We start from the raw sequence: 19837 nt of genomic DNA, 5'->3' as shown, positions 1-19837 counted from the left end.
CTCGCGGTGAAGCCCGCTCGGCGCCGCGGCGGGACTTCGTGGCTGTGGCACCAGACGGCGTTCATGTCTCCGGCAATCCGTAGGCGAGCTCAGGCGATTGCCGTGACCGTGCTGCTGGGGCTCGTCGGCGGCCTCGTTTTCTATTTCCGCGACCGGACTCCATCACCGCAGGAGGCCCGGCAGATCGTCGAAGACGCCCGGGCCCTCCTGGAGAAGGGCCGCCCGGACGACGCCCTCACCTGCCTCGGCCCGCTGCTCGACTCCCCCACCCAGTCGGCCGACGCCCTCGAGCTGGGAGGAATGGCCAGCCTCCAGCAGCAGGCCCCCGAGCGGGCCCGCCAGCTCTGGTCCCGCCTGCCGCCCCAGTCCCCCGCCTGGGGACGGATCGGACTGGCCTACGCCAAGGCATCCCTGGCCGCCGCGGACTGGGACACCGCCCTTCGCGCTCTTCGCCGGTTCCTCAAAGAGTCCCCCAAAGACCTGGCCGCCCTCGAGGAGCTCCGCTGGCTGGACTTCAACCTGCTGCGGTCATCGGAAGCGCTGGCGGTCCTCGAACGGAAACTGGAGGCGGGAGACCTCCAGGCCCTGATCGACCTCCTCGAAACCGAGCACCGGCGTCAGATTCCGCAGGAGGGACTCAAGACGCTCCAGGCGGTCAACGGGCAGCTTCCTGGACAGCAGAGCGTCGGCCTGGCCCTCGGAGTCTGCTACTGGCAACTGGGGGAGATCGGGAAGGCTGAGAAGCACCTCCTGGCCGCCTCCCGCAAAGGGGACGACGCCGCCTACGCCACGCTGACCGTCTCGGCCTTCCTCCTGGAGCGGGGACAGATCGACGCCGCCGAGACACTCCTGCAAACCCTGCAGACCGAAGGTGACAAGGGAACGGTCGTCCCTCCCGCGCTGCGGGAGTCGTACTGGCTGCTCAAGAGCGACATCGACGAGCGCCGTGCGCGGTACGACCAGGCGCTCCCGAGCCTCGACCGCGCCATCGCCCTCGGGCCGGTCCGCAAGGAACTGCTGGTCCGCCGATCCGGCCTGCTGCGGTTGCTCCGGCGGCCCGAAGAGGCGGCGGCCGCGGCACGGCGGGCCGAACGGCTGGAGTCCCAGGAACGTCGGCTGTGGGAGATGGTCGACGCCGGGACGCATCGGAATCCGACGCCCGAAGACTGCCAGACCTTCTCGGACCTCTGCGGCGAACTGGGAAGGCCATTGCAGGCCCGCGGCTGGCTCGAAATCCGCCGCCGGCTCGCCTCCTCCGGCGGGGGCCAGCCGTGAGCCGCTCCTCTGCTCCGCCGCATCGCTGGCTCCGTCTGTTCCTGTCACTCTCGCTTCTGTTCTCGCTCCCGGTCGGATGCGGCCCCTCCGCCAGCGATCCCCGGAAGGTCGAGTCCGCGGCCAGCGCCCCGGATGCTCCTCCCGCCGAGACCGAAGCGGAGGAACCGATCGTGCTCCCGGCGACGGCGGCCTCCACGCTTCCTCACCCGTCGCCCATCCGGTTCACCCATGTCACGGACGAGTCCGGCGTCGACTTCCGCTACTACGGCGGCCCTTCGGCCGACTGCGAAATGACGGAGCAGAACGGCGGCGGGATCGGGATCCTGGACTTCGATCAGGACGGCGTCGCGGACCTCTTCTTTTCGAACGGTTCCACCACGCGGCAGCCGGCGGCGTTCCCCCACACCCAGCGGCTCTACCGCGGCCTGGGAGCGATGCGGTACCGCGACGCGACCTCCGTCAGCGGTGTCGAGGGGTACGGCTTTGGCCAGGGGGTCGCGGCCGGGGATCTCAACGGCGACGGCTTCCCGGACCTCTACATCGCCCGCTACGGCGCGAGCCAGCTCCTGCTCAATTGCGGCGACGGGACATTTGAGGACGCGACGGCGACGGCGGGGGTGACGAACGACCGCTGGGGAACGAGCCCCGCCTTCGCCGACCTCGACGACGACGGCCTCCTCGACCTGTACGCCGTCAACTACGTCGACTGGTCGCCCGGCAGCCCCCCCTGCTCCCTCCCCTACGAACCGCCGGTCCGGATCTCCTGCCCGCCGACGATGCTGCCGGGCCAGCCCGACCGCCTCTATCGGAATCGCGGAGACGGGACGTTCGAAGACATCGGGCCGTCCGCCGGCGTCGCCGTCGAGGAGTCCGGCAAGGGGCTGGCGGTCGGGATCGCGGACCTGAACGGAGACGACCGGCTGGATGTCTATGTCGCCAACGACACCACGCCGAACTTCCTGTTCGTCAATCAGGGGGACGGGACGTTCGTCGACGAGGCGGTCGTGCAGGGGGTGGCGCTGAGCCACGACGGCACCGCCGGTTCCAGCATGGGGGTCGCGATCGGCGACTTCGACGGCGAAGACGGACAGGGCTTCGACATCGCCGTGACGAACTTTCTCCACCAGCCGAATGACCTGTTCCAGAACCTCGGTCCGGCGGGAGACAGAGCGGGCGGCGGCTTCCTCGCCGTGAATTCCCGGACGGGGCTCGACATCGTCTCCCGCCCGTTCCTCAAGTTCGGGATCGCCTTCTCCGATCTGGACCTCGACACGCGGCCCGACCTCCTGATCGCCAACGGGCACATCTGGGACCTGACCCACCTGCCGCTCAACTACGCCTACCGGATGCCCTCACAGGTCCTGAGGAACCGGGACGGGACCCGCTTCGACGATGCTTCGTCCGCGGCGGGAGAGTTCTTCAAGAAGTCGTGGCTGGCCCGCTCACTGGCCGTCGGCGACCTCGACAACGATGGCGACCCCGATGTCGTGATGGGACTGCTCTTCGATGCCCCGGCCCTGCTGAGGAACGACACCGAGCGCGTCGGACGGTCCGCCCGCGTGAAGCTGATCGGAACCGGCACCGCCCGGCAGCCGCTCGGACGGCGGGTCGAGTGGACCTCCGGCGGCCCCCGCCTCGCCATGCCGGTCCCGGCGGGCGGAAGCTTTCAGGCGACGCACAACGACCTGCTCCTCCTGACGACCTCACGGGCCGGCGCGGAATCGATCGACGAAGTCGTGGTCCGCTGGGGCCCCGGCCGCAGTGAGCGATGGACAAATCTCGCGACAGACCGGCTCCACGCTCTCCGGGAGGGGACCGGCGAACCGGCTCCCCCCGCTGCCTCACCCGCTTCTGCCCTGCGGCCAAAACTCGAACTGCGCTGATTCTCGGCCGCCATCGCGGTCCCCCTTTCGGAAGACTCGAACAATAGCTCGCAAAAAGTTGACATGGACATTATGTACCATGTCAGTAAAATCGCCTTCATTCCCCGTTCATGTTCGTGTGGAGAGTCGTCATGAGAGGCGCGATCACTGGGACGCTGGTGTTGGGGCTGGGTGTTGGTGGGGCGGTCGCGGGGGATCCCGCGCTGGACTGGCCGCAGTTCCGGGGTCCGGCCGGCACCGGCGTGGCCGAGACGCAGAAGCCTCCGGTCGAGTTCGGGCCGGAAAAGAACGTCCTGTGGAAAGTCGCCGCCCCCAGCGGCTACTCCTCTCCGATCCTGGTCGGAGACCTCCTCGTCATGACCGCCTTCGACGAAGGAAAGCTCTACACGGTCGCTTACCGCCGCGCAGACGGTCAGGAAGTCTGGCGGACCGAAGCTCCGGCCAAAGAGATCGAGCCGTATCACAAGACGGAGGGGAGCCCTGCCGCCTCGACCCCCGTGACCGACGGGAAGCGGATCGTCAGCTACTTCGGATCGTGCGGACTCTTCTGCTACGACCTCGCCGGGAAGCAGCTCTGGCACTTCGCCACCCCGCTGGCCGCCACGCCGGGCGACTTCGGCACCGGCACCTCCCCGATCCTGGCCGACGGCGTTGTCATCCTGGTCCGCGACGAAACGAAGGACGCCCGGATCTACGCGATCTCGCTGGAGTCGGGCAACGTCCTGTGGGAACGCCCCCGGCAGTCCCCTTCCGCCTTTACGACCCCGGTGCTGTGGGACACGCCGCAGGGGAAACAGATCGTGGCGGCGGGCTTCGGGCGGATGATCGGCTATGACCTCAAGACCGGAGAAGAGGTCTGGTCCGTCGCCGGTATGCCTTCGGCCTGCTGCACCACGCCTGTCATTTCTGGCGGCATGCTGTACTTCGCCGGGTGGTCGCCGGGGGACGCGGAGGACAAGGAGTTCCAGATGCCGTCGTTCGACACGTTCCTGAAGGAAGGGGACGCCAACCAGGACGGGCAGCTCTCCCGCGAGGAGTCGGAGAAGACCTCGATCAAGGGCTTCTTCGATTCCAACGACGCGAACAAGGACCAAATCCTGACTCGAGACGAGTGGGACACCGTCATCAAGTTCATGTCCGCTTCGAAGAACAGCGCTTTCGCCCTGAAGCCCGGCGGCAAAGGGGACGTGACGACCTCGCATGTCGTCTGGAAGGCGAGCAAGGGTTTGCCGTATGTCCCCTCGGCGATCGTCTACAAGGACCAGTACATCCTGGTGAAAGACGGCGGCCTCGTGACGATCTACGACACGAAGTCGGGGGACGTCCGCTACCAGGGTCGGGCGGTCCGCGGAGGACGGTACTACTCCTCGCCGGTCGCGGCGAACGGCCTCGTCTACATGGCGACGCTGGACGAAGGTGGCTTCACGGTGATCCGGCCGACGGACGGCAAGCCTGAGCAGGTCGCCCAGAATCCTCCGCTGGAGGAGCGCGTCGCCGCGACGCCGGTCATCGCGGACAACACGCTCTACGTCCGGACCGCCGGGCACCTCTATGCCTTCCGGGACCAGGCCTCGCGAAACTGATCCTCAATGACGCGAAGCGCCGCGGGACGCCCCTTAACGAGGGGAGTCCCGAGCACTTCGTCGCTACTTCCTCTCACCCGGCCTGGCTGCGGATCGGTCCCGCAAGGGCGTCCTGAGCGCAGAGGCGGAATGACTCGCTCACCAGCATCCGCCGCCGTTGCCGTAGTACCCGGTGCTGTAGGACGGAGCCCAGAAGCCCCCGCCGCCGTAGTAGTTGCTGCGGCCGTAGTAGCCGCCGTAGCCTCCGCCGTACCGCGTGTAGCCGGCCCCATAGGGATAGCCGTAGCTGCGGTATCCGATGCTGTAGGGGTACCCGTAGCCGTATCCGCCGTTGTAGCCGTACGGCCGGTAACCGTATCCACCGTAGCGGGCGCCGTAGTACCCGCCGTACCCGGAGCCGACGCCAACGTAGAACTGCGCCTGGGCGGTCGTTGCCCAGAGTCCCACCATCACCACAGCTGCCACCAGAACTCCCGCCAGTCGCTTGCCCCCGCCCGTCATGTTGGCGTCCCCACACGGCCCGCGGGAAGACTTCGGTCAGGTCGACGTGACCCCGTGAGTCCCGTTCGCATCGCCGCTGACGTTATCATTCGTCCAGCGGAATCCTCTGTGAAGTGAACGCGCGTTCCGGCGGCCCTCTCGGCCACGGACTCTCGGAAACGTAACGTCGGGCCCTCCCCGCCCCTTCCGCTGGCTGCATTCGCTGGATGGTGGTCGGTCAACGAGGGACGGGATGGCTTGTCCCGCTGGCTCGAACCGCGTCCCTGCCGGCACAGCGACGCTGGCTCAAGCCCAACGTGCGACGGCAGTCGGGGTCAAGGGGGCAACCCCTTGCCGCCGGAGGCGCTTCCGTGAGGAACCGTGGTACACAACGGATGTCCGCTTTATGGAACCAGCGTTGAGGACTCCCTCACATCACACAGCTGGCTTTGCGATTCCCGCGGGTTGGTGAGGGGACATACGGCACGCCGTCCGCACTTGGACACGTGCTCCTTCAGACATCTCTCGACGGCCAGGCCTCCGGCGGGCAAGAGGGCTTCGCCCCCTTGCATCCCCCACCAGGGTGCCCCTGGACCCAGTGGACCAGAATTGGGCGCCCCCCAATCGGCGAATGCCCCCCTCAGCTCGCTCCGCACCAGATCGGTTGAAGTCCCCCGACGGGCGCCGTACTCTCGGTACCGACGAATCGTCGCTCACGCTCCGGCCGATCGTCAGCATGGGTTTTCGTTGGCTGCTCCCCGCTCTCACCGGGAAGCTCGCCGGAGCCGCTATGGATGCCACCGTCGCCGCCGATGGGGACGCCCGGGATATGGGGACCGCCGGACTCCTGGGCCGGAACGCGCTCGACATCGCCATCGTCCGCTCCCTCAGCCTCCGCTCCGATCTCCACGGACTGGCACGGTTCGGAGCCCATCTGGCAGTGATGGCCCTCACGGGACTGCTCGTCTGGTGGACCCGGCCGAACTGGTGGCTCACCGTCCCCGCCATGGTCCTCCACGGCTTCACCCTCGTGACGATGTTCGCCCCGATGCACGAGTGCGTCCACCGGACCGCCTTCGCCTCGCGGTGGCTCAACGAAGTCTTCGGCTGGCTGGCCGGACTCCTGAGCTTCTACAACTTCACCTACTACCGCTACTACCACACCTGGCATCACCGCTACACGCAGGACCCCGACCGCGACCCGGAGCTCATGACCCCCAAGCCGCGGAACCGGTGGGAATACCTATCAGAGCTCAGCGGCCTCGGCTTCTGGTTCTATCGCCCGCTCCTCTTCTTCCGCCTCGCCACGGGACAGATCGGACGGTACCCGTTCCTGCCCGCCGACTCCCGATCACGCGTCGCTCTCTCGGCCGCGCTGCAGCTCTCAATCTATGTTGCCGGAATCGTCTCGATCGCGCTCGGCTACGACTTTGCCCTGCTCTACTTCTTCCTCCCGGCGATGCTGGCCCAGCCGTTGCTACGGGCGATCCTGATCGCCGAGCACACCGGCTGCAGCGACGACGAGAACGGTCTGACGAACACCCGCACGACGCTGACGAACGGCTTCATCCGGCTCCTGATGTGGAACATGCCCTACCACACCGAACACCACCTCTACCCGTCGATCCCGTTTTATCAGCTCCCCCGCGCTCACCGGGAGCTCAAGGAAAGACTCACCCACGTCGCCCCGAGCTACGTCGCAGCCAACCGGACGATCCTCGACACGCTGACTCCCCAGCCACCAGCGCCTGCCTCCTCACAGACGCCCTAATACCTGGCACCTAAGACCTAACACCTCTCGCCTCATGCCCGTCCACACGCTGACGCTGCCGAACTTCCGCCTGCAGTCCGGATGGACGCTCCCGGAAGCAACGCTCGTCTACGCGACCTACGGGGAGCTGAACCGCGACCGGTCGAACGCGATCCTCTATCCCACGTCCTACGCGGCCCAGCACCCCGATGTCGACTGGCTCGTCGGGCCGGGGAAGATCCTCGATTCCTCGCGGTACTTCGTCGTCATTCCGAATATGTTCGGGAACGGCCTCTCCTCGTCGCCGAGCAACCTGCCGGAGCCGTTCGGCGGGCCGCGCAGTCCGGTCTTTACGCACGTCGACAACGTCGCCGCGCAGTTCCGCCTCGTCACGGAAGAGCTCGGCATCGAGCGGCTCGCTCTGGCGTACGGCTGGTCGATGGGGGGACAGCAGACGCTCCACTGGGGAGCGCTCCATCCGGAACGGGTCGAGCGGATCGCGGCCCTCTGCACATCAGCGAGGACGTCGGTCCACAATCTGGTCTTCCTGGAGGGTCTCCGGGCCGCCCTGACCTGCGATCCGGCGTGGAATGGCGAGCGGTTTACGGCCCGGCCCGAGCGGGGACTGCGGGCGTTCGCCCGGGTCTATGCCGGGTGGGCGCTGTCTCAGGCGTTCTACCGGAAGCGGGCCTACGAGGAGTATGGCTACGGCTCGCTCGAAGACTTCCTCATCCGCGACTGGGAGGCGAGCTTCCTCCGCCGGGACGCGGCGAACCTCCTGTCGATGATCGAGACCTGGAAGCGGTCCGATGTCAGCGACAACGCCCTCTTCGGCGGCGACCTCGACCGGGCGCTCGGCGCCATCCGGGCGAAGACGCTCATCATGCCGGGGACGCACGACCTCTATTTCACTCCGGACGACGCCCGAGCGGACGCGGAGCGGATCCCCCGCGCCGAGTTCCGGCCGATCCCGTCGATCTGGGGACACCGCGCGGGAAACCCCTCCAAGAACCCGGCGGATCAGGACTTCATCAAGGCGGCGATTGCCGAACTGCTGTCGCGCTAAGGCGGCTCGGCCGATGGACTCGAATCGATGACTCTCACGCAAAAGGCGAGCGACCTCGGCCTCCGCTACTTCCTCGTCTCCTACTCCGACCTCATGGGAACGCCGCGGGCCAAGCTCGTCCCGACGGCGGCAATCCGCGAGATCGGCGAGGCGGGAGCGGCCTTCGCCGGCTTCGCCTCGTGGCTCGACCTGACGCCGGCTGATCCCGACGTCTTCGCCATCCCCGATCCCGACAGCCTCATCCCGCTGCCGTGGAAGAAGGAGGTGGGCTGGGTCGCCTCCGACCTGTGGATGAACGGCCGGCCGCTCGAACAGGCCCCTCGCAACGTCCTGAAGCGATCGCTCGCGCGGGCCGCGGACCTTGGCTACGAACTCAAGACCGGCGTCGAGTGCGAGTTCTTCCTCCTGACCCCCGACGGCGAGCAGATCGGCGACCCGCAGGACTCGCAGCCAAAACCCTGCTACGACCAGCTCGCCCTCGTCCGCCGCTATGACCTGATCGCCGAGATCTGCGACGCCATCCTCGACCTTGGCTGGGAGCCGTACCAGAACGACCACGAGGATGCGAACGGCCAGTTCGAGATCAACTGGAAGTACTCGACCGCCCTCCAGACCGCGGACCGGCAGACGTTCTTCAAGTACCTTGTGAAGTCGCTGGCCGAGAAGCACGGGCTGCGGGCGACCTTCATGCCCAAGCCGTTCGCCGGGTTGACCGGAAACGGCTGCCATATGCACCTCTCGCTGTGGGACCGCGGCCCGTCCGGAGGTGGCGGCAAGAACCTCTTCGGCGATGCCGCCGATCCGCTGGGGATCTCGGAGCTGGCGTACCACTTCATCGGCGGGGTTCTGCACTCGGCCGAGCCGCTCGCGGCCCTGATCAATCCGACGGTCAACTCCTACCGGCGGACCCGCGCCCCGATCACCGCCTCCGGATCGACCTGGTCCCCCAACACGATCAGCTACGCCGGGAACAACCGGACGCACATGATCCGCATTCCCGATGCCGGCCGGATGGAGCTGCGGCTCGTCGACGGCGCGGCGAATCCGTACCTGGCCGCTGCCGCGATCCTGGAAGCGGGGCTCGACGGCATCGAGCATCGCCGCCATCCCGGCCCGCCGATGGACTTCGATGTCTACCAGCAGCCGCGGACCGAATCGCTCCGGCAGCTCCCGGACAACCTCCTCGACGCCCTGCGGGCGCTCGAAGGGAGCGCGATCCTGCGGGAGCGTCTCGGAACCTCCTTCGTCCAGTCCTACCTCAAGCTGAAGCGGGCCGAATGGCAGGACTACAGCCGCCACATCTCCGCCTGGGAGCGAGAGCGGACGCTGGATTGCTGAGGCTGGCCGTACGAAGAGTTAAACACCAAGGCACAAAGGTCGCACCAAGGACACCAAGAATAGGATAGGGCTATGTCCCTTTGTGACCTTGGTGCCTTCTTGGTGTCTTGGTGTTTAACTCTTCTTCCGAATTGCCAAGTCAGCTGGCCGCGAGGCATTCGAGGAAGGTGGTCGCGAACTGGGGGGCGGTTCCCGTGTCCTCGTGCTTGAAGAAGACGTAGGCGTCTTTCCACTTCTGCTTGCGGATTCGTTCGAGCCACGTTTCCAGGTCCTCGCGGGTGTACTCCGCGCGGCGGAGACGGAGGTAGCCCCAGTCCGCGGTGGCGACGATTTCGGGGGCCGGAAGCTCGTCGGTGTCGGCGACGCACAGCGTGCACGCGTGTTTCCGGAGGAGGGCCAGGACATCGTCTTCGAACCAGCTCTCGTGCCGGAACTCAAAGGCGAGCGGCGCCCGCTTCCCGACGAGATCGAGAAAGCTGTCGAGCCGCTCGAGATCCTTCTTCATGTTGGGAGGCAACTGGAACAGCAGCGGGCCGCGCTGCTTTCCGAGGACGGCCGCCGCCTCCAGGAACATCTCGGTGTCGTCTTCCGCCCCCTTCAGCCGCTTGCGATGCGTGATCGCCTGCGGGGCTTTCAGGACGAACCGGAACGAGGCCGGGACCTGCGTCTTCCACGACTCGACGACGCTCGGTTCCGGCATCCGGTAGAAGGTGTTGTTGATCTCCACCGTCCCGAACCGCTCCGCGTAGAAGCCCAGCATCTGGGCCGGCGGCATCTTGGGGGGATAGAACGAGCCCTTCCATTCCTTATACGCGTAGCCGCTCGTGCCGACGAAGAAGTGCATCGCCTGTTCCACTGACGTAGGGGCGGGGGGACCGATGGCACATCCCCGCAAGGCCTGTCAAACCTATCCGATCACAAAGGCAATTCGCCACCGGATTCAAATCGCGAAAGTCCCAGGAAGCCGATGGGGAGCGCCGTTGCTCCGTTGAGCGCCAGGTCGGCCAGCACTTCGCCGATGACCGGGCAGAACTTGAATCCGTGACCGGAGAAGCCTGCGGCGAAGACGACGCGTGAATGAGCCGGATGCCGGTCGATCACGAAGTGGTGATCGGCCGAGAGCGTGTACAGGCAGACCGACGTCCGCGCGGGAGTCGTGGCGGCCTCGGGGACGACGCGGCTCAGGAACCGCTGGAGCGAAGCGACATCATCGGGCCGCACCGTCCGATCGACAGTGGCCGGATCGGCGACCGGCTCCCCGCCGCTGTGTTCCGCCACCTTGATCGTCGCCCCGTCGAGGCTCGGGAAACCGTAGAACGCACCGTCATCGAGTTCGAAGTAGTAGGTCGGACAGGCGGTGTCGGGATGAACCATCGGGCCGGCAATCGGAAACCAGCCGGAAACTTTGCGGACCACTCTCAGTGTCACATCGAGATCCCGCAGGAGCGGCCCCGACCAGGCCCCGGCGGCAATGATGAGCCGGTCGGCCTCGTACGTTCCCTGCGCCGTGCGGACGACGACTCCCGAATCAGTCGCCTGCCAGTCGACGACCGGCTCCCGCTCCCGCAACTCGGCCCCCGCGGCGCGGGCCACCTGCCAGTGCGCCCGGACGCACTCCTCGACCGCCAGGTATCCGGCCCGTTCCTCGAACACCGCCGCATGCCCCTCGGGACTGCGGAACCACGGAAAACGCTGGGCGACCTCCGCGGCGGAGAGGTCGTGGAGCGGAAGTCCATGCTTCCGGGCCGCGTCCCGGGCCCCCGCGACCGCTTCGCCGTCGGGCGTCCCGGAGATCAGCAGCCCCGTCTGCCGGTAGAGTCGGCGGCCGGAATCCTGCTCCAGCCGCCCCCAGAGTTCGTAGGCCCGCAGGAGGAGCGGCACATAGTCCGGATGTTCGAAGTAGCACTGCCGGATGATCCGCGTTTCGCCGTGCGAGCTCCCCCGGTCGTGAGCCGCCGCGTGCTGTTCGAGCCCCAGGACCCGCACGCCGCGGCGGGCCAGTTCGACGCAGGCGGCGCTCCCCATCCCGCCGAGTCCGATCACAATGACGCCCCAATGCCGCTCCACCGGTCTACCTCCCTCGGGCCGTTGCGATCCGAACCTTTCCGCCGCGTCGGTCTCTATACCCGACTCCCTGTTCCCCTGCGATCTCATGACCGACCCGAATCCGAACTCCCGACCCTTCCTGCACTCGGCCGGCACGCAGGTCGTCGTCCTGCGGGACGTCTCCGGCCGCGGCTCGCGGACGCTCCACCCCCAGGGAGCCGTCGGGGTCGTGGTCCGCGCCCCGTCCGATCTCGATCACGCCTATCGGGTCCGGTTTCCGGACGGCGTGGAGGAGTCGTTCGGTCACGACGAGCTCATCCCGCTGGCGGAGTACAAGGCGGGAGCCATCGGCGACACGGCCGTCTCGGCGGCCCGGAGCGACCTGTACGAGCGGGTGATCCTGAAGTGCGTCATCGGCTCGCGAGCCTATGGGCTCGAGGGGCCGGACTCCGACACGGACTACCGCGGCGTGTTCCTGCCGTCGGCGGAACTGCAGTGGTCGCTGTACGGCGTGCCGGAGCAGATCGAACGCGATGCGACGCAGGAACACTACTGGGAGGTCCAGCGGTTCCTCGTCCTGGCGCTGAAGGCGAACCCGAACGTGCTGGAGTGTCTCTATTCCCCGCTCGTCGAGTCCGCGACGCCCCTGGGAGAGGAACTGCTGGCGATGCGGGAAATCTTTCTCTCCCGGCTCGTTTACCAGACCTACAACGGCTACGTCCTCTCGCAGTTCAAGAAGATGCAGGCGGACCTCCGGAACCAGGGGGCGGTGAAGTGGAAACACGTCATGCACCTGATCCGCCTCCTGATCGCCGGGATCCGGGTCCTGCGGGAGGGGCGAGTTCCTGTTCGGGTCGAGGAGCACCGCGACCGGCTCCTCACGATCCGCCGGGGTGAGATGCCGTGGGACGAGACCGAGCGGTGGCGGCGGTCGCTGCACGAAGAGTTTGATGCCGCCCTGACGCAGTCGACGCTCCCCGAGCGTCCCGACTACGAGCGGGCGAACGCCTTCCTCATCCGGGCCCGCCGGGCCGCCCTTCAGGAGACCCTGCCATGACGATCGATCCGCGGCTGCACCGGCAGGTGGCCGAACATCGCTATCCGCTGCTCTTCGCCACGATCAGCGGCGCGCACCTCTACGGCTTCCCGTCGCCCGACTCCGACTTCGACCTGCGAGGCGCGCACCGGTTGCCGCTGGCGGAGGTCGTGGGGCTCTTTGACCGCCGGGAGACCGTCGAGAAGTCGGGGATTCATGACGGCCTGGAGATCGACCTTGTGACGCATGACGTCGCCAAGTTCTTCGGGCTGCTGCTGAAGAAGAACGGGTATGTGCTGGAGCAGGTCCTCTCTCCGCTCGTCGTCCTGACGACGCCGGAGCACGAGGAGCTGAAGAGCATCGCCCGCGGCTGCGTCACGCGGCACCACGCGCACCACTACCTCGGCTTTGCCGAGACGCAGTGGACGCTGTTCCGTAAGACCGACCCGCCGCGGGTGAAACCGCTGCTGTACGTGTACCGCGTTCTGTTGACGGGCATCCACCTGATGCAGACGGGGGAGGTCGAGGCGAATCTGGTCCGGCTCAACGAGACGGCGCGGCTGTCGCATGTTGACGACCTCATCGTCCGGAAGACGGCCGGTCCGGAGAAGGGGGAACTCGACCGTGCGGACCTGGCGTTCCATGAACGGGAGTATGAGCGGCTGCGGGGTGAGCTGCGGCAGGCGTTTGAGCAGACGACGCTGCCGGAGGTTCCGGCCGGGAGCGCCGCGCTGAACGATCTGCTGGTGCGGGTCCGTCTTCAGGAGCGGGAGTGAGCGGGCGGCCGCGGCGGCTCAGTCCTCGCCGGGCGGGTGGCGGGTCAGAAACCGGAGCTGGTTCCCGTCGGGGTCGGTGACGGTCATCGTCCGCAGGCTGGGGAGGAAGTCGTTCGGCGGTTCCGTGACCGGGATGTCCCGGTCGCGGAGTTCGTGGTAGAGGGCGTCGACGTCCGGGATGTAGAAGTGGACGAGTCCTCCGACCTGACAGTCGCCCGTGTGTTCCGTGAGGAAGATCCGCATCCCGTCGCGGGCGATGGAGACGAAGACCGGGAAGTCGGGTTCGAAGCGGTGTTCCCACTCGACTTCGAAGCCGAGTCCTTTCGTGTAGAACGGGCCGCTGGTTTCGTAGCGGAGGATCCGCAGGGCCGGGACGACGCGTTGCTCAGCCATCTGGGAAAAGGTTTCCTGGGTGTGTTGGCTGTGACGGGTGGGTTTCCGTCATCGCGGGGGAGTGTACCGATCGGCCGGGTGGCGTTGGTGAGGGTGTTGTGAGGATTGCGGGAATCGCGTTCCTGCCGGCACGACTCCGCTCGCTCAAACCCAATGTGCTACGGCAGCTGGGGTCAAGGGGTTTCGACCCCTTGCCGCCGGAGGCGCTTCGATGAGGAACCGTGGCAAGCAACGGACGTCTGTTTGCGGAACCGGTGTTGAGGACTCCCTCACGGGATGCCGCTGGTCCTGCAATTCTCACGGGTTGGTGAGGGGGCATCCGGCATGTTGTCCGCGTTTGGACACGCCCTCCTTCAGACATCTCTCGACGGCCAGGCCTCCGGCGGGCAAAGGGGCGTTGCCCCCTTGCATCCCCCACCAGGGTGACCCCTGGACCCGGTGGAGGGACGTTGGCTCCGCAGGGAATACTTCCTCCTGCTTGAAAACTTCCCCCCTACACCCGTAGCATCGACAGATGTGGATGTCTGGATGACTCTCCCCACCCTTTGTCCGGGACGTGCTGGCGCCGGTCTTCCTGCCGGGGGCTATCGCATCATCGATCCCAACGACTGGCCGCCCGCCAAATCCCGGACCGTGACGTAAATCCCGCCACAAATCCCTCGCTGGTCGCGTGAGGCCCCGCCGATGACGTTTCTCCGATCCGCTCCGCTCGGAGCGTTTGCCGCTGCTTGGCTCGCTCTCTCCCCCCCGGCCACTTCGCCTCTCCACGCCGAAGAACGGCCCGCCGATAAAGTCAGCTACCACCAGCACATCCGTCCAATCTTCCAGGCCCACTGCCAGGGCTGCCACCAGCCCGCCCGGCCGAACGGCGCCTACGTCATGACTGGCTTTGACCAGCTGGTCGCCGGCGGCGAGAGCGGCTCCAAGGCGATCGTCCCCGGAAAGCCGGACGAGAGCCACCTCCTGGCGGAGATTACGCCTACGGAGGGGAAGGCCGAAATGCCCAAGGGGAAGCCCCCCCTGGCCTCGACCGACATCGACCTCATCCGCCGCTGGATCGCCCAGGGAGCGGTCGACGATACCCCGGCCAACGCCCGCCAGCGGTTCGACGTCAACCACCCGCCCGTCTACAGCCGTCCCCCGGTCATCACCTCGCTCGATATCTCGCCCGACGGCCGGCTGCTGGCGGTCGCCGGCTTCCACGAAGTCCTCATCCACCGGGCCGATGGCTCCGGCCTCGTCGCCCGCCTCGTCGGGCTCTCCGAACGGATCGAGTCTGCACGCTTCTCGCCGGACGGCAAGCGGATCGCCGTCACCGGCGGACTGCCGGGCCGGATGGGCGAACTCCAGGTCTGGAACCTCGCTGAAGACATGGCGGCCGGAACCTGGAAGGGAGAGCTCGCGCTTTCGGTTCCGGTGACGTTCGACACGATTTACGGCGCCAGCTGGTCGCCGGATGGACAGCTCGTGGCAGTCGGCTGCTCGGACAAGACGATCCGGGCGTTCAACAGCACGACCGGCGAGCAGGTCTTCTTCAACATGTCCCACGACGACTGGGTCGTCGACACCGCGTTCTCGGTGGACGGCTCGAACCTCGTCTCGGTCGGTCGGGACATGACCGCCAAGCTGTACGACGTCAAGACGCAGCGGTTCATCGACAACATCACTTCGATCACCCCGGGCGCCCTCAAGGGGGGACTGCAGGCGGTCACCCGGCATCCGCAGCGGGACGAGATTGTCGTCGCCAGCTCGGACGGCGTGCCGCGGCTCTACCGGATGCAGCGGGTCACGTCCCGCGTCATCGGCGACGACGCCAACAACATCCGCAAGTTCCCGGAAATGAAGGGACGGGTCTTTGGCGTCGACTTCTCCGGCGACGGCAAGCGGGTCGTCGCCTGCAGCAGCCTCGACGGCAAGGGACAGGTCTTCATCTCCTCCTGCGACTTCGACACGAAGCTCCCGGATGAGATCCGGGCAATCGTCTCCAAGGTCGTCACCACCCAGTCGGCCGAGGAGAAAGCCAAGCTCGAGGCCTACCTGACGTCGGACGTCAAACTGCTGGCCCAGGCGGAACTGCCGACGCCGGTCTACGTCTCGGTCTTCTCGAACGACGGGACGCAGGTCATTGCCGCCGGAGCGGACGGAACGATCCGCTTCATCGATGCCTCGAACGGCCAGATCGTCAAAGAAGTCCCGGCCGTGACGGTCGACGCCGGAGCGGCGAAGGCGGTTGCCGCCGTCGATGCCGCCATCGACGACGACACTGCCGGAACGAAGGACTCCCTTCCGCCCGGAACGTCGCTGACCGCGATCGCCATCACGCCGGCCCAGATCGACCTCACCGGGCCGGGGAGCTACGCCCAGTTGCTGGTCACCGGGACGCTCAACACCGGCGACCGGGTCGATGTGACCCGCATGGGAGACTGGTCGGCCGCGGGAGGCAGCGTCGTCGTGACGCCGCTCGGCCGCGTCTTCGCCAAGGGGGACGGCCCGACCGAGGTCAAGGTCTCCGTCCTGGGACAGGAGGCCAAGGTCCCGGCGACCGTCTCCGGGATCGCCCAGCGGGCCCCGGTCGACTTCATCCGCGACGTCAATCCGGTCCTCTCGCGGCTCGGCTGCAACCAGGGAACCTGTCACGGAGCGAAGGACGGCAAGAACGGCTTCAAGCTCTCGCTCCGCGGATACGACCCGATCTACGACATTCGAGCCCTGACCGACGACATGGCGTCCCGCCGGGTCAACATCGCTTCGCCCGATGACAGCCTGATGCTCCTCAAGGCGACCGGCGCCGTCCCGCACATGGGAGGACAGCTCACGAAGCCGGGCTCCCGCTACTACGAAACGATCCGGCAGTGGATCGCCGAAGGGGCGAAGCTCGACCTCGCGTCGCCGCGGGTCGTCAAGGTGGAAGTCGCTCCGATCGATCCGGTGATCCAGACGATCGGCGGACGGCAGCAGATGCGAGTCGTCGCCACGTTTGCGGACGGCCGGCAGCGGGATGTCACGGCCGAGGCCTACCTCGACAGCGGCAACACCGAAGTCGCCGTGACGAACCGCCACGGCGTCGCCACGACGCTCCGCCGCGGCGAGGCTCCGGTCCTGGTCCGGTACGAAGGGGCCTATGCCGCCACGACGATCACCGCCATGGGAGACCGCTCGGGCTTTGCCTGGGCCGAGCCCGAAGCGTGGAGCGAAGTCGACCGCCTTGTCGCGCGGAAGCTGGAGCGGATGAAGATCCTCCCCTCGACACTCTGCACCGACGACGAGTTCCTTCGCCGCGTCTCGCTGGACCTGACCGGCCTCCCGCCGACGGCGGATGAGGTTCGGGCGTTCCTGGCGGACAGCCGGGACTCGCGGACGAAGCGGGACGAGCTGATCGACAAGCTGATCGGCAGCGAGACTTTCATCGACCACTGGTCGAACAAGTGGGCCGACATGCTGCAGGTGAACGGCAAATTCCTCGGAGCCGAGGGAGCCAAGCTCCTGCGAACCTGGATCCGGCAGGAGGTCGCTACCAACACGCCTTATGACCAGTTCTGCTACAAGGTCCTGACGGCAACCGGCTCAAACAAGGAGAACCCGGCCGCCTCGTACTACAAGACGCTCCGTGATCCCGACCTGATCATGGAGAACACGACGCAGCTGTTCCTGGCGGTGCGGTTCAACTGCAACAAGTGTCACGACCATCCGTTCGAGCGGTGGACCCAGGACCAGTACTACCAGACGACCGCCTTCTTCGCCCGGACCGCCCTCAAGCGCGATCCCAAGAACGCCGAGGGGAACATCGGCGGGACTGCGGTCGAAGGAGCCCGGCCGCTCTATGAGGAGGTGTTCGACAAGCCGGACGGCGAGACGACGCACCTGCGAACTAACGCGATCACCGCGCCGGAGTTCCCCTACGCCACGAAGTTCGAAGCGCCCGCGGAAGCGACGCGGCGGGAGCGGCTGGCGCGGTGGATCACCTCGCCGGACAACCAGTATTTCGCGCGGAGCTACGTCAACCGGGTCTGGGGCTATCTCCTCGGCGTCGGCCTGATCGAGCCGCTCGACGACATCCGGGCCGGTAACCCGCCGACGAACCCCGAGCTGCTGGAGTGGCTCACGAAGGACTTCATTGAGCACAAGTTCGACGTCCGGCACCTGATGCGGACGATCTGCAAGAGCCGCACGTACCAGATGTCGCTCAAGACGAACGACTGGAACAAGGATGACCAGCAGAACTTTTCGCACGCGATCGCCCGGCGGCTGCCGTCGGAAGTCCTCTTCGATGCCATCCACAACGTGACCGGCTCGAAGTCGAACATCCCCGGCCTCCCCGCCGGCGCGCGAGCCGCCGAGATCCCCGATGCGGGGATCGACCTCCCCGACGCCTTCCTGGCGACGACCGGCCGGCCGGTCCGCGAAAGCGCCTGCGAGTGCGAGCGTTCGGCCGGGATGCAGCTGGGACCGGTCATGGCCCTCATGAGCGGCCCAACCGTCGGAAACGCCCTTTCGCAGGCGGACAACGCGATCGCGAAGATCACGGCCGAGCAGTCGGACAACGGCAAGGTCGTCGAGGAGCTGTTCCTGCGGATACTCAATCGGCCCGCCCGGCCGGAGGAAGTCGCACAGTCGCTCAAACTGTTCGATCAGTTGCCGATGGACATGGCGCAGATCAAGACCGAGTTCGAAGCCTATGCGAAGGAGATCGAGCCCGCGGTTCAGGTGAAGGAGCAGAAGCGGTCCGAGGCGATCGCCGCCGCGAAGATGGCCTATGACACGGCCTTTGAGCCGGTCAAGGACCGTGAGGCGCAGCTCGACAAGGAGCACGCCGACAAGCTCGCGGCCGCCAAGACCGCCTTTGACGAGTACAACGCCAGCTTCCAGACCCGGATCGACGCCTGGGAGAAATCGCTGGGCCAGATCGAGTGGACCGTCCTCGACCCGACCGACGCCAAGTCGAGCATGGACGCCATGTTCGCGGAGCAGGACGACAAGTCGCTCCTCGTAACGGGGACGAACGGCAAGGGGACCTACACGATCCAGGCCGAGCTCGATGCCCAGAACGTGACCGGCTTCCGCCTGGAGGCGCTGCAGGATGACCGCCTGGGAGGAAAGGGCCCGGGGCGTTCCGGCGGCGGAAACTTCGTACTGACGGAACTCACGATCGAGGCTTGGCCGAAGGACCATCCCGAGATGAAGGTCAAAGTCGACCTCCAGAACGCCCGGGCCGATTTCAGCCAGGGGAACTACGACGTCACGACGGCGATCGACGGCAAGGTCGCGGACGAGGGGAACGGGTGGGCAGTCAATCCCGAGTTGGGGAAGAGCCATACCGCCACGTTCGAGACGAAGCTGCCCCTGACGGGGCAGGTCGTCGTCCAGTTCACGATGGACCAGCAGTACAAAGACGGCCAGCACACTCTGGGCCGGTTCCGGTGGTCGACGACGACCGCCGCGCCCCCGCTTGTGATCGGCGTGCCGGAGAACGTCCAGAAGATCGCCAAGGTGGAAGCGGCGAAGCGGAAGCCGAACCAGAAGAAGGTGATCGAGGACTTCTTCCGGAACCAGGATGCGAAGCAGAAGGAGTTGCAGACGGCGTTCGACGCGGCCAGCAAGCCCCGCAATGTCGATCCGGTGCTGGTCGATCTGCAGGCGAAGCTGGAGGAGGCGGGTGTTCCGTTGCCGATCGATCCCAAGTTCGCCCGGCTGGAGCGGGCGACGAAGTTGAGCGAAGAGCAGCTCAAGACGGCGCGGCTGACGGCGGCGCAGGACATTGCGTGGGCGTTGATCAACAGTCCGGCGTTCCTGTTCAACCGGTGATTGCTGGTCGAGAGTTGCCAGTCGGGTCCAGGGGCACCCTGGTCAGGGGATGCAAGGGGGAGAATCCCCCTTGCCCGCCGGAGGCCGTCTCGTCGAGAGATGTCTGAAGGAGCGCGTGTCCAAGCGCGGACATCGTGCCGTATGCCCCCTCACCTAGCCCGCGGGGACTGCAAAGCCAGCGGTGTGTTTCGAGGGAGTCCTCAAAGCGGGTACCACAAAGGGGACGCCTGTTGTATCCCGCGGTTCCTCATGAAAGTGCCTCCGGCGGCAAGGGGGCCTGTGTTGTTTTTTGGCCCCTTGACCCCAGGCTGCCGTGGCACGCTGGGTTTGAGCTATCACAAGTTCGCCCGGCAAGGACGCGGTTCGGGCAACCGGATGACGGGCTTGTCCGCCGATTTCGATCGCCGCG

Annotated in this window: 12 protein-coding genes and 1 pseudogene; 9 read left to right on the top strand and 4 right to left on the bottom strand. The window is 66.7% G+C overall.

Going from position 1 to position 19837, the window contains the following annotated elements; all coding sequences use genetic code 11:
• Nucleotides 1-6: 6 nt before the first annotated feature.
• The 3 genes from VT03_RS09190 (at nt 7) to VT03_RS09180 (ending at nt 4741) form a co-directional block, all read left to right on the top strand.
• Nucleotides 7-1275, top strand: coding sequence for a tetratricopeptide repeat protein (locus VT03_RS09190; protein ID WP_082846067.1), 1269 nt, complete (start codon nt 7-9; stop codon nt 1273-1275).
• Entirely contained in the window at nt 1272-3158 is a 1887-nt protein-coding gene (locus VT03_RS09185) for an FG-GAP repeat domain-containing protein (protein WP_075092706.1), read from the top strand. Before VT03_RS09190 ends, VT03_RS09185 begins: the two co-directional genes overlap by 4 nt.
• A gap of 131 nt (nt 3159-3289) precedes the next feature.
• On the top strand, nt 3290-4741 hold the full coding sequence (locus tag VT03_RS09180) for a PQQ-binding-like beta-propeller repeat protein (RefSeq protein WP_075092705.1): 1452 nt from the start codon (nt 3290-3292) through the stop codon (nt 4739-4741).
• 138 nt (nt 4742-4879) lie between these two features.
• On the opposite strand, the gene VT03_RS09175 is transcribed toward VT03_RS09180, so the two are convergent.
• Entirely contained in the window at nt 4880-5206 is a 327-nt protein-coding gene (locus VT03_RS09175) for a hypothetical protein (protein WP_197489268.1), read from the bottom strand.
• A gap of 751 nt (nt 5207-5957) precedes the next feature.
• Here VT03_RS09175 and VT03_RS09170 point away from each other — a divergent pair.
• Genes VT03_RS09170 through glnT form a run of 3 tightly spaced genes read left to right on the top strand, consistent with a single transcriptional unit; the run spans nt 5958 to nt 9375 of the window.
• Nucleotides 5958-6992, top strand: a complete 1035-nt coding sequence (locus VT03_RS09170) for a fatty acid desaturase (RefSeq protein WP_231870632.1) — start codon at nt 5958-5960, stop codon at nt 6990-6992.
• Between the two features lie 34 nt (nt 6993-7026).
• Complete coding sequence (locus VT03_RS09165; protein WP_075092703.1) at nt 7027-8037, top strand: alpha/beta fold hydrolase; 1011 nt, start codon at nt 7027-7029, stop codon at nt 8035-8037.
• Nucleotides 8038-8064: 27 nt separating this feature from the next.
• Nucleotides 8065-9375: a type III glutamate--ammonia ligase gene (glnT, locus tag VT03_RS09160; RefSeq protein ID WP_075092702.1), complete on the top strand. Its 1311-nt coding sequence runs from the start codon at nt 8065-8067 to the stop codon at nt 9373-9375.
• 139 nt (nt 9376-9514) lie between these two features.
• On the opposite strand, the gene VT03_RS09155 is transcribed toward glnT, so the two are convergent.
• Nucleotides 9515-10219 (bottom strand): DUF72 domain-containing protein, encoded by a 705-nt coding sequence (locus VT03_RS09155; RefSeq protein WP_075092701.1) that lies wholly within the window; start codon nt 10217-10219, stop codon nt 9515-9517.
• Nucleotides 10220-10290: 71 nt separating this feature from the next.
• Entirely contained in the window at nt 10291-11442 is a 1152-nt protein-coding gene (gene solA / locus VT03_RS09150; RefSeq protein ID WP_075092700.1) for an N-methyl-L-tryptophan oxidase, read from the bottom strand.
• 85 nt (nt 11443-11527) lie between these two features.
• Here solA and VT03_RS09145 point away from each other — a divergent pair, with 85 nt between their 5' ends.
• On the top strand, nt 11528-12478 hold the full coding sequence (locus VT03_RS09145; RefSeq protein ID WP_075092699.1) for a DNA polymerase beta superfamily protein: 951 nt from the start codon (nt 11528-11530) through the stop codon (nt 12476-12478).
• A complete protein-coding gene (locus tag VT03_RS09140; protein WP_075092698.1) occupies nt 12475-13233 on the top strand; it encodes a DNA polymerase beta superfamily protein in 759 nt (252 codons plus the stop codon). The genes VT03_RS09145 and VT03_RS09140 overlap by 4 nt, the downstream gene beginning before the upstream one ends.
• An 18-nt stretch (nt 13234-13251) precedes the next feature.
• On the opposite strand, the pseudogene VT03_RS09135 reads toward VT03_RS09140, so the two are convergent.
• Nucleotides 13252-13632: pseudogene (locus VT03_RS09135) on the bottom strand (glyoxalase superfamily protein); the annotation flags it as partial.
• 678 nt (nt 13633-14310) lie between these two features.
• On the opposite strand from VT03_RS09135, the gene VT03_RS09130 reads away from it, so the two are divergent.
• Nucleotides 14311-19428, top strand: a complete 5118-nt coding sequence (locus VT03_RS09130; protein WP_075092696.1) for a DUF1549 domain-containing protein — start codon at nt 14311-14313, stop codon at nt 19426-19428.
• The last annotated feature ends 409 nt before the right edge of the window (nt 19429-19837 follow it).

The sequence above is a fragment of the Planctomyces sp. SH-PL14 genome (assembly GCF_001610835.1).
Taxonomy (GTDB): Bacteria; Planctomycetota; Planctomycetia; order Planctomycetales; family Planctomycetaceae; genus Planctomyces_A.
The sequence above is the reverse complement of the archived record's forward strand: the minus strand, read 5'-3'. Positions and strand labels throughout refer to the sequence as shown.

What these genes read in the sequence shown, in the direction of transcription:
- VT03_RS09170 (WP_231870632.1), top strand. Translation starts at nt 5,958, where the DNA reads ATGGGTTTTCGTTGGCTGCTCCCCGCTCTCACCGGGAAGCTCGCCGGA.
- VT03_RS09140 (WP_075092698.1), top strand. Translation starts at nt 12,475, where the DNA reads ATGACGATCGATCCGCGGCTGCACCGGCAGGTGGCCGAACATCGCTAT.
- VT03_RS09165 (WP_075092703.1), top strand. Translation starts at nt 7,027, where the DNA reads ATGCCCGTCCACACGCTGACGCTGCCGAACTTCCGCCTGCAGTCCGGA.
- glnT (WP_075092702.1), top strand. Translation starts at nt 8,065, where the DNA reads ATGACTCTCACGCAAAAGGCGAGCGACCTCGGCCTCCGCTACTTCCTC.
- VT03_RS09145 (WP_075092699.1), top strand. Translation starts at nt 11,528, where the DNA reads ATGACCGACCCGAATCCGAACTCCCGACCCTTCCTGCACTCGGCCGGC.
- VT03_RS09180 (WP_075092705.1), top strand. Translation starts at nt 3,290, where the DNA reads ATGAGAGGCGCGATCACTGGGACGCTGGTGTTGGGGCTGGGTGTTGGT.
- VT03_RS09155 (WP_075092701.1), bottom strand. Translation starts at nt 10,219, where the DNA reads ATGCACTTCTTCGTCGGCACGAGCGGCTACGCGTATAAGGAATGGAAG.
- VT03_RS09130 (WP_075092696.1), top strand. Translation starts at nt 14,311, where the DNA reads ATGACGTTTCTCCGATCCGCTCCGCTCGGAGCGTTTGCCGCTGCTTGG.